The sequence below is a fragment of the Shewanella sp. SM74 genome, assembly GCF_025653725.1.
Classification (GTDB): Bacteria; Pseudomonadota; Gammaproteobacteria; order Enterobacterales; family Shewanellaceae; genus Shewanella; species Shewanella oncorhynchi.
Genome location: NZ_JAKKRZ010000058.1, coordinates 1 through 9,077 on the forward strand (window position 1 = coordinate 1; position 9,077 = coordinate 9,077).

Genomic DNA, 9,077 nt, shown 5'->3' on the forward strand with positions numbered 1-9,077 from the left:
AGGAAATAAAATGCAATTCCATAGCCAACAATTACGATGAAAGATGGTACGAGCTTCGTAAAACCTTCACTGGACTTTAATGCAGATGTTGCAACTACCTCTCCAAGAATCGAAATAGTAAGAAATAACCAGCTTTTCATGATCCGCCTCCAATATGATTCGAAGGGAGTATATGTCTTTTTCTCTTAAAATTGCAGTCTTGAAGAAAAAAATTATTCGTGCGCAACTTTCCGGTTAATTACATCTAACAGCTTATTGATTAGCAGCAGGATAACCTCCTGCTTTCTTGTAAGTTTCTTCGTCAAAATATCACTTGTAAGTGTTTGTTGTAAATATATTATTTAACAAAAAATACAGGTTAAATATGACAATTTAGCAGATAAAAAAGATGCATAGGTGTTTACGAGGTCTGCATAGCACTTTTATATATATTACAAACTATTGATAATAATGAGTTAATGTTTAACAGTTAGTATTATCGATGCGCCAATCCAACGATTTATGCATCTTTTTCATAGCAATTATCTCAACTTCAACTATAACTGTATATAAACACAGTACATTGGTAAGGTAACGGTTATGGGGCAATTAACATTTTTGGAGGCTATACGGACAGAGATCAGGGTACGCCATTACAGCTATCAAACAGAAAAATCCTACCTCTATTGGAACCGCTATTTCATTCGACATTGCAATATTCGTCATGGCGCTGATATAACCCCCGCTTTGATTGAACAATTTCTCTGTTTTTTAGCAGTGGAGTGCGAAGTGTCGGCGAGCACCCAGAAACAGGCTCTATGTGCCATTGTATTTGCTTGTCGCCATGTGTTAAAAATTGAGCCCAATGAGTTACAATTTCCCTATGCAAAAGCCCCTAAACGAATACCGCAGGTATTGTCTAACGAAGAAGCAAAACTGATCATCAGCAATTTGTCAGGCTACCACTATTTAATTGGTGCCATCCTATTTGGCTCAGGGCTAAGATTAAAGGAAGCCTTAAAACTTAGGGTAAAAGATATTGATCTAACCACTAAATCTATCTTTGTGTACCGAGGTAAAGGGCAAAAAGATCGAGTTTGTATGCTACCTAACGGATTGATTGATGTTCTAAAGTCACAAATGAAACAGGTAAAAAAGCTCCACGAGGCGGATTTGTCAGATGGCTTTGGACTTGCTTCATTGCCCATCTCTCTCATCAGAAAATACCGCAGTAACGCCTCTAAGTTTCATTGGCAATATCTCTTTCCTGCTAGCCGCCGTTGTATGCACCCAAGTGACAACTATGTGTGCAGACACCATATTCATCCAACGGCTTTTTCACGTGCATTAAGGCAAGCTACCACTAACTGTGGTATAGATAAGCGCGTTACCGCCCATACTTTCCGCCATTCATTTGCAACATCTTTATTACTCAAAGGCCATGACATTCGTACCATCCAAGAGTTATTGGGACACAGTGATGTCAAAACGACCGAGATATATACCCATGTGATTGGTGGCCATCATACTGGGGTCATAAGTCCTCTTGACAGTCTTTAAGGCATACTACAAAACAAGTTACTAGGGCCTTATCTTTTGCTTTCCGCATTAGTAAATATGAGGCAAACACAGAAACACAAAGTTCGAATGAGTAATTGTTCTAAATCATAATGGGGGCAGAAATGTGTTAGTCCTTAACCGGCTTCCTCACCAAAATTGCCAAAAAATATCAAACTATATTATAAATGATCAAACACTATTAAGAATTATCAAACTTTAATATAAACGCACACTTACAATATACAAGCTATAGGGTTCAAACGTAATATTAAAGAATTGCCCCTCACCGCCATTAATCTCAGATAGTCATCAAAAGAGACCCATTCTTCAGGTGGGCAAGATCGCAATGTTTCTATACAAGCATCCCTGCGGCTCAGAACATTGGTAAAATATTTCTGACCTTTTCCTTTTTGCCCTTTAATCTGATTGATACGTGAGAACTCGTCAAATTTGCTTCGATCTTTCCAGTCCAAGAAAAGCTGTTTAATGACGTCACAATGTCGTTGTTGAAGAGCGGCTTTTTTTAGGTTGATTTGCAATTCGCCCTTTGTCTCTTTGAACCATAGAGCAGCTCTTAGAATTTGAATCCAACCAAAAGCCTTTATACTTTTCGCTGATTCGTCATCAAGTGATGTTACCTTTTGATACGGTTCATTGAGTTGGTTGCACAGTTGGTTGAGCAATGTTTTAGAAGGCAGCCCAGTTTTCGGACTGACTTTTAACTTCTTAACCTTAATAGTGTTAAGAAGAACGTTAAGCTCCGCTTCCGTGTATTGTGGGGTTTCTGACGTTTCAATCTCGTCACCATCGACAATTGCCGTTGGCACAGAGAAATGTGGTGGCAATGGAACATGAGGTTTCAAAAAAGCTAATAGGTCATTAGGTATTCTGCGTGAAGATCCGTAACGGCGGTCAGGATAAAAGAACGGAGATAAAGCTTTGTCACCGTTATCTTTATCTCGACTTCGATACAACGACCAGTCTTCTGTACTAGGTGGTTCTTTTTGATATTTTGACCAGAATACGAAACCGTCCATATAACCTGCTTGATTGTGAACGGCCTCTTGCAAAGCAAGCTTCTGAACCTCTGAGAGGTGGTTCCAAATTAGCTGTAGGTTGTCTGGGTTCATCAATGCATTAAAGAGTACACTTGCAACTTCTGCTTTGCGACTGGGGATAGCACAAGAAAAGGGTAATGACTTGATACGAAACTTCAGGTCATCGACGGTGCTGTAATCAATAAGGTTTTGAAAATTATCCATGCTGTTACTAGCTCTCTTGATATCTTCAGGAGATTTTATACTACCCCCCTTAGCTCTTCTTCCTTATTTTCGAAAAAGCGTACTTTGCATGGCTTAAATAAATGCAAATTCAATGGAAAGTGTGATTTTGCTAAGGCACTTTTGTCCCGAAGCGACTTACCAATCCAATTAAAATTTCACTCTCACCGCATAACTATTATTAACGTCACATGAGTTATATTTGGGTAAATTGCGACTGATTGAAATCGCAAATTTGTTAGACGAAACCAATAATGGGGCATAAACGTTTTAGAAATGGCAGTGTACTCTGATCGCTGCCATTTAAGTATGAATCTTTAATACTCAGTATGATTCTTTATTACTTAGTAAGAAACTTTATTCTACTCACACAAATGTACTAATACGCTAGTATTCCTTAATCAAGTCCTAACACTTGATATTAGGGATGTCATTCCAGTTGGTTAGATAGGACGGGCTCAAAAACTCACGGCGCATCTGCCAATTTTTCTCAATGCCATTGGCGGCGACGAACACGGCACCTTTGCCCATTTGCTCGTTTAATCTGTCCATGACTGACATCAACGCTGGTTTTCCCAGGTTGTCGTTGAACATATCGAGCTGCAAGCCTGGTTCTATATCTAATAGCCCTACCCCAACGCGATAGTACGGCACTGCGGCATAACATGACTCAACCGCAGAGGTAATTTGCTGACTGATGATCATGCTGTCACTGGTGGGAGCTGGTAAATGAATTGTCCGACTGAAACCACTAACACCATGCTTGTCATACGCGGATGTTTGAGCAAAAAATACCAAGCAACGTGCTACCGATTTTTGACCCCTTAGCTTTCGAGCCGCTTCACACGCATGGAATGACAACGCCTCCTTTAACCCTGCTATCGTCGTTATTCGCTGGCCAACCGAGCGTGTAGAGAATATCTGTCGCTTATTAACGGGCATATCGTCCCAGCTAAACGCCTTTGTCCCATTCAGCTCGAAAACCGTTCTTTCGATGTTAACGCCAAACATTTTCCTCGCGGTCTTAGTCTTCATCTGGGCCAACTGCAGCGCCGTGTGAATCCCCATCGAACTTAGCCGCTGACCAATTCGTTTACCCACCCCCCACACATCGGTAGTCAACATCGCCCCTAAGATGGCTTCGCGATTATGCGCTTTAATCACGCAAACACCGCGATAGCCTAAGCGCTTCGCAGCATGATTTGCGGCCTTCGCCAGCGTCAAGGAATCCCCTAGCCCGACACCGATAGGCAATCTAACCTCGCGCCACACATCATGCCTTAGCTTACGGCCTAATTTTGATAGGTTTTGTGGTGTGTCGTTGCCAAATTCAGCAAAAATTTCGTCAATAGAATAGGGAAAATACGAATAGCACTCTCTCGACGCGACCCTCATGAACTGGGTGCTGATTGTTGAATACAACGCATAATTGCTCGAGCAAATGACCACCCCATTCGCCCGACAGAACTCGGCCACTTGAAAGTAAGGCGTGAATTTTTTAAGTCCCAACGCGGCCGCTTCTGGGCTTAACGTCACGATCATCCCGTCATTGTTCGAGACCACGATTAGTGCCTTACCACGATACAGAGGGTTAAAAATCTGTTCGCATGAGCTATAAAATTTATTCCCGTCGCAAAGCGCGATAATACTGCTCATAGCAATAAACTCGGCTGTTTTAGTAGCCTAATTGATGCTGGCACAACACCCTCACACCAAAATCTATCATCCGGCTTGATTAACACCGGCTCAAAATAGTCGTTAGCCGATAACAGCCTGCTATTGGTGAGATCGAGGACTTTACAGACAAATTCGTTTTCGTACATGGCAATAATGACATCGCCTGAACCTGCGGTGAGTTGACGTGACACTATCAGGATGTCACCGGAGTGAATGCCCACCCCCGTCATCGAGTCACCTCTTGCACGGCCCACAAACGTCGATTCAACCAGAAGGTCATCAAGGCTTTTCAACACTAGAGGATCGCGCTTTCGTCGATGAAAGCGCACGGCACAAATGGCCACGCCCTGAATCTCTATCCCGTCTGTGACTGATATTTCGGAATAATGAGCATTGGTATTGGCATGAAGTTTATGATGGTCATGGTCTAGCTGCCGACAAACGGTTTCGCCGTCCACCAGCGCCAAAACGACATCTCCCCGCGTCGCAGTCAATGACTTATCAACGACAAGTAGATCTCCGGTAAATAGCCCAAGACCCGTCATAGCATCGTCGGTAACCTCTGCAAATACCGTTGCTGATGGGTGTGAGACAATAAGATTATTGAGGCTTAGCGCCTTCTCTTGGTATCCAGCGGCGGGGCTCTCAAAGCCGTGTATGCCTGCCGATGCCAAACCAATGATGACGTTCATAGGACAAATCACAAATACTGTACATTAATACAGTATAACTAATTATTGAAACATCGAAAATCCCGAAGATGATTTTTTGCGTAAAGAATACATGGAGGGAACAAATATTAAAAAGATAAGCACTCCATTACAGGGTTAGAAACTACTGCTTGGAAGTTGGGCCTACTACCATCGGGGTTGTAGGCCTCACTGTTTTGAAGAGTATTAGACAGGTGATTTATCGCGTGTAAGTCTCAAACACTCGGTCAATATCCAGCTTGAACGCATCAAGGTCAGGCATTTCTCCAGTATGCTCTACATACCCCCAGAAGAACTCAGCCAGCTCAGCCACAACGTCGAATACCGCAAGCCCTGAGAACGCTTTACCCTCGGCATAGAGATCTTCACCTTTTAGCCAAAACGCTTCAGACAGCGCAAACAGCTCCATCACAAAGTCATCTTCCCCCATCCCCAACACATCACCAATGACTTGCTCGTTGGGGCTCGTCGTCAACACGGCATTGGTCAGATAGTAGTGGTACATAGCGACCTCTGCATGGTTGCGCGGTGCAGTTGGCGTAGTTGCTAGTTCGGTCATTTTTTCTGTCCCATTCAGTTGATGTAGGAACATTCTATTACGGCGGCCGATTCTGGCCAATTTCAGGATTTACCCTTCTATATCAGCACCATACAAGACAAGAATGACGCAAATCACCACGGGAAACGGGAAACGATGTTTCCGTAAAAAAATCGTTTCCATTGCAGAGTGTTGAATAACTGGCTACACTGTGATTTATCGATGTAAGTCATTAACTTTGAAGATGTTTGAGGCAAGCAAATGGAACAATTGGCAGTGAAACCGAAGGCAACTCTTGAGGAAGTGACTAAGCTCGCGAATGAAATGCTTAAAAACGGTGTCGAGCCAACGACACGTAACTTGAGCGTTCATCTGCAGGGCAGAACATCGTCGATCCAAGGGTTCTTGATTGAGTACAAAAATAATCTTGAGCATAGAAAAAATGCTATCGCGGAAGAGGTTGGAAGCCTTGCCGTAGCTAAGTTGCTGTCTCAAGAACTGTTGCTCATGATTGACCGTCGTAACGAATCGCTGACCGAGCAAGTTGCCCAGTTGACGCGAAACCTTGATGAAACGCTATCGCTGTTAAGTGACAGTGAAGATAAGTTAGAAAGCGTCTTGAATACTACGGCGGCTCAAGTTGCGGAGATTGAAACCAGCACCGCAGCCAAGGTCGAAAAGGCCCAATCCGCTGTAAGCCTGATAGAGCAACAACTGCGAGAGTTAAAGGCCACCAGCGAAAAGGCCATTGATGACGCAAGAAATCACGCAAAAGCCGAAGTATTAAAAGCAGAAGCATTAGTAGACGCAGCGAATGGGCGCGTTGCACAAGCAGAGACCGAATTAAGGGCATCTCGAGAGCAAATTAAATTACTCAGCATCGATTTTGCGAAGCGTGAACTAGAACAGCGAGAGTTAGAGCAAGCGAAGGCCACCATTGCAACTCTGCAGGCCACACTATCAAAGCAGCAAGACCAGATCTCATACACCACAGCGAACCTTGAGCGATTGACGCAGGACCGAACAGAATTAAAGGCTACAGAAGCCAAGCTAGGTAAGACTGCGGAAAATTTAACGGCAACCTTAGTATCGGTGCGCAATGAATTAGCAGACTCTCGAGCAAAACTAGCCGAGGTTAATGCAGAAAAGTTGGCATTTGAGCGTGATACGCAAAGACTTAATACAGATCTCAATAGTTATCGTCAGCAAGCAAACCAACTCGGAAGCGTCCAAGCTGAGCTTATTAGCGTCGAAAAACAACTGAATCAGGTGAAATTAGATCTATCTCAATCCGAGCGTGAACGGGAGATATTATCCCAAGCTCTAGCTGCCAACCGTGTGGCGGGCAGTCAGACCGAGAAAAAATAAGATATTTCGAAGGATGTTCGTGTTGGAGAGGAATAACTTTCATACTCCTTGTGGCTTACTTCTGGACAAAAACGTTTCAGAGCCGAATGACGGCTCTGTGCCAATAGCGGAAATTTGCATTGAGGTTTTCAAAAATAAGCTCTTAATCAATAGCAGACATACAAACAGCGTTCGTTTTTATCGTAGCTATATGGATGAGATGACATCATTGTGATGCCTAAAACCCGCTGGCAACTTCGTTGCGCGGTAAGGCTCATCAACAACCAACTGTCACAGTTAAAACTAAGTAAAGCCCCTGATAAAACCTTTTTGACTCGGTTAAAAGCGATGTTGCCCAACCGCTGTCGACCTGTGATAGTCACCGATGCAGGCTTCAAAGTGCCGTGGTTTAAGGAAGTCAGCGCCTTAGGCTGGCATTTTATCGGCCGTGTGCGCGGTAAAGTATCCATTCGATTACCGGGCCAAAGTGAATTTATCAGCGTTGCAAAGGTGTACAAACAAAATGGGCAACAGCCGATGGTTCTGGGGTCCGCTTGGAAAACGGAAAATATCCTACGTTAAGGCCGTTTCTTAAGCAGACATGACAGGCAGCTCTGAGCGAAAAGCAGAGATTCAGCACCTCAACACAATCCGCATGCGAATGACCGCTTTTACCGCAAAACCGGACATGAAGCCCGGTTTATTTAAAACGAAATTATCGGTCTATAGGGCTAATTGTCCCTGATGAATGTTGACCGATGACATGTGTATATATTTGAGTTGTCTTCAAATCCGTATGCCCTAACAGCTCTTGAACTGTACGAATGTCTGTTCCCGCTTTTAAAAGCTGCGTTGCGAAAGAGTGCCTGAATGTGTGTGCGGTAACGTGTTTCTGAACACATGACCGTATAACAGCGCTCCTTAATTTCTTTGTTAGGGACGTCCAATGCAAGTGATGGCGGCAAACATATCCATCCACTGGATGCTTTGTTGATTATCGAGTGTGTTACTGAGACTTCTCAGTAACACCTGATGATAAGGAGGCTAAACCAAGATAAGACATTGATATTAATAATATTACCCCGTTTTGGGGTGGAGACATTACTGAGAAGTCTCAGTAATGTCGTAAATTAAATGTAAATTAAGTCCTTAACTAGCTTCTTAAGTTATTGATCTTCAGTAAACTCATAGGTATAAATTTGTTTTGCCTTTCGGATGTTACTGAGAGGTCTACATAATAACTGTTATGGCTATTGAGGAAGTTTTGTGTCGTTAGTAGATTTTTTGAGAGAGCTAGATGAAGAGGTTCAAGCTGTAAACTCATCTGATCCCGAATTCAACTCCGAAGTGCGACACTCGACAATTAAGCAGCTAACTGGTGAAACACCACCGCAGGCTGCTTAAACTTCAAACACTTTTTGGGTCGATAGTTAATTCTATTCTGAGCAAATTCGATTAATTCATTACTCACTAGCCTCAAATCAACCCCTTTTTTGACGTACTGCCGCAGTAATCCATTGGCGTTTTCATTCGCACCACGTTCACAAGAACGATAAGGGTGCGCAAAATACACCTGCGATCAACAATGGCTGGTCTGTCGTCAATGGATACGGCGTTTTTTATGGTAGGAGCTTGCTCTACTTTACCGCGTCGATAACGCTTATGTCCTTGACGTAAATGACGATAAAGTTTRCCRCCACGGCGTTTATCGCGWGCAATATAGCGATAAATCCACTCRTGACTGACRGGCTCCTTCACCARACGCAACACYTGCGAGATTTGCTCAGGGCTCCAATCCAATTGCAGCAAAAGGACGATGCTCTCTATTCGCTGTGAGGGTATCGCATATTTACTCGACTGACGCCTCATTGTGACAGCCTGCTTGTGTGCAATATCAGGCTGATAGCGTGATTGCCCTTGGCATCGTTTAACTTCCCTATAGACACTAGAGCGATGACAATCAATGCATTTAGCTATGTGTGCTAT

At 43.4% G+C, this 9,077-nt stretch carries 8 protein-coding genes and 2 pseudogenes; 3 read left to right on the top strand and 7 right to left on the bottom strand.

Going from position 1 to position 9,077, the window contains the following annotated elements:
* On the bottom strand, window positions 1-140 hold a 140-nt coding region (locus tag L5M49_RS24470; RefSeq protein WP_263266966.1), incomplete at its 3' end, for a DMT family transporter.
* 439 nt (window positions 141-579) lie between these two features.
* Here L5M49_RS24470 and L5M49_RS24475 point away from each other — a divergent pair.
* A complete protein-coding gene (locus L5M49_RS24475) occupies window positions 580-1,539 on the top strand; it encodes an integron integrase (RefSeq protein ID WP_107947007.1) in 960 nt (319 codons plus the stop codon).
* A gap of 233 nt (window positions 1,540-1,772) precedes the next feature.
* Here the strand turns inward: L5M49_RS24475 and L5M49_RS24480 are convergent, their stop codons facing one another.
* The 4 genes from L5M49_RS24480 to L5M49_RS24495 all read right to left on the bottom strand — a co-directional run bounded on the left by L5M49_RS24480 (window position 1,773) and on the right by L5M49_RS24495 (window position 5,765).
* A complete protein-coding gene (locus L5M49_RS24480) occupies window positions 1,773-2,801 on the bottom strand; it encodes a hypothetical protein (RefSeq protein ID WP_259567806.1) in 1,029 nt (342 codons plus the stop codon).
* A 426-nt stretch (window positions 2,802-3,227) separates the two neighbouring features.
* Window positions 3,228-4,475, bottom strand: a complete 1,248-nt coding sequence (locus L5M49_RS24485) for a Y-family DNA polymerase (RefSeq protein WP_263266965.1) — start codon at window positions 4,473-4,475, stop codon at window positions 3,228-3,230.
* Window positions 4,472-5,188: a S24 family peptidase gene (locus L5M49_RS24490; RefSeq protein ID WP_263176862.1), complete on the bottom strand. Its 717-nt coding sequence runs from the start codon at window positions 5,186-5,188 to the stop codon at window positions 4,472-4,474. Before L5M49_RS24490 ends, L5M49_RS24485 begins: the two co-directional genes overlap by 4 nt.
* A 217-nt stretch (window positions 5,189-5,405) precedes the next feature.
* A complete protein-coding gene (locus L5M49_RS24495) occupies window positions 5,406-5,765 on the bottom strand; it encodes a hypothetical protein (RefSeq protein ID WP_011711511.1) in 360 nt (119 codons plus the stop codon).
* A gap of 240 nt (window positions 5,766-6,005) precedes the next feature.
* Here L5M49_RS24495 and L5M49_RS24500 point away from each other — a divergent pair, with 240 nt between their 5' ends.
* Together L5M49_RS24500 and L5M49_RS25375 are read left to right on the top strand one after the other, a co-directional pair.
* On the top strand, window positions 6,006-7,112 hold the full coding sequence (locus tag L5M49_RS24500) for a hypothetical protein (RefSeq protein ID WP_140907554.1): 1,107 nt from the start codon (window positions 6,006-6,008) through the stop codon (window positions 7,110-7,112).
* A gap of 213 nt (window positions 7,113-7,325) precedes the next feature.
* Window positions 7,326-7,673 (top strand): transposase, encoded by a 348-nt coding sequence (locus tag L5M49_RS25375; RefSeq protein WP_411569121.1) that lies wholly within the window; start codon window positions 7,326-7,328, stop codon window positions 7,671-7,673.
* Window positions 7,674-7,806: 133 nt separating this feature from the next.
* Here L5M49_RS25375 and L5M49_RS24510 read toward each other — a convergent pair.
* Window positions 7,807-8,076, bottom strand: a pseudogene (locus tag L5M49_RS24510) (tyrosine-type recombinase/integrase); the annotation flags it as partial.
* Window positions 8,077-8,454: 378 nt separating this feature from the next.
* Window positions 8,455-9,077 (bottom strand): annotated as a pseudogene (locus tag L5M49_RS24515) (IS30 family transposase); the annotation flags it as partial.

Bases quoted from the DNA above. Each gene is read 5' to 3' on its own strand.
- L5M49_RS24485 (WP_263266965.1), bottom strand. From the start codon at position 4,475: ATGAGCAGTATTATCGCGCTTTGCGACGGGAATAAATTTTATAGCTCA.
- L5M49_RS24480 (WP_259567806.1), bottom strand. From the start codon at position 2,801: ATGGATAATTTTCAAAACCTTATTGATTACAGCACCGTCGATGACCTG.
- L5M49_RS24500 (WP_140907554.1), top strand. From the start codon at position 6,006: ATGGAACAATTGGCAGTGAAACCGAAGGCAACTCTTGAGGAAGTGACT.
- L5M49_RS24495 (WP_011711511.1), bottom strand. From the start codon at position 5,765: ATGACCGAACTAGCAACTACGCCAACTGCACCGCGCAACCATGCAGAG.
- L5M49_RS24490 (WP_263176862.1), bottom strand. From the start codon at position 5,188: ATGAACGTCATCATTGGTTTGGCATCGGCAGGCATACACGGCTTTGAG.
- L5M49_RS24475 (WP_107947007.1), top strand. From the start codon at position 580: ATGGGGCAATTAACATTTTTGGAGGCTATACGGACAGAGATCAGGGTA.
- L5M49_RS25375 (WP_411569121.1), top strand. From the start codon at position 7,326: ATGCCTAAAACCCGCTGGCAACTTCGTTGCGCGGTAAGGCTCATCAAC.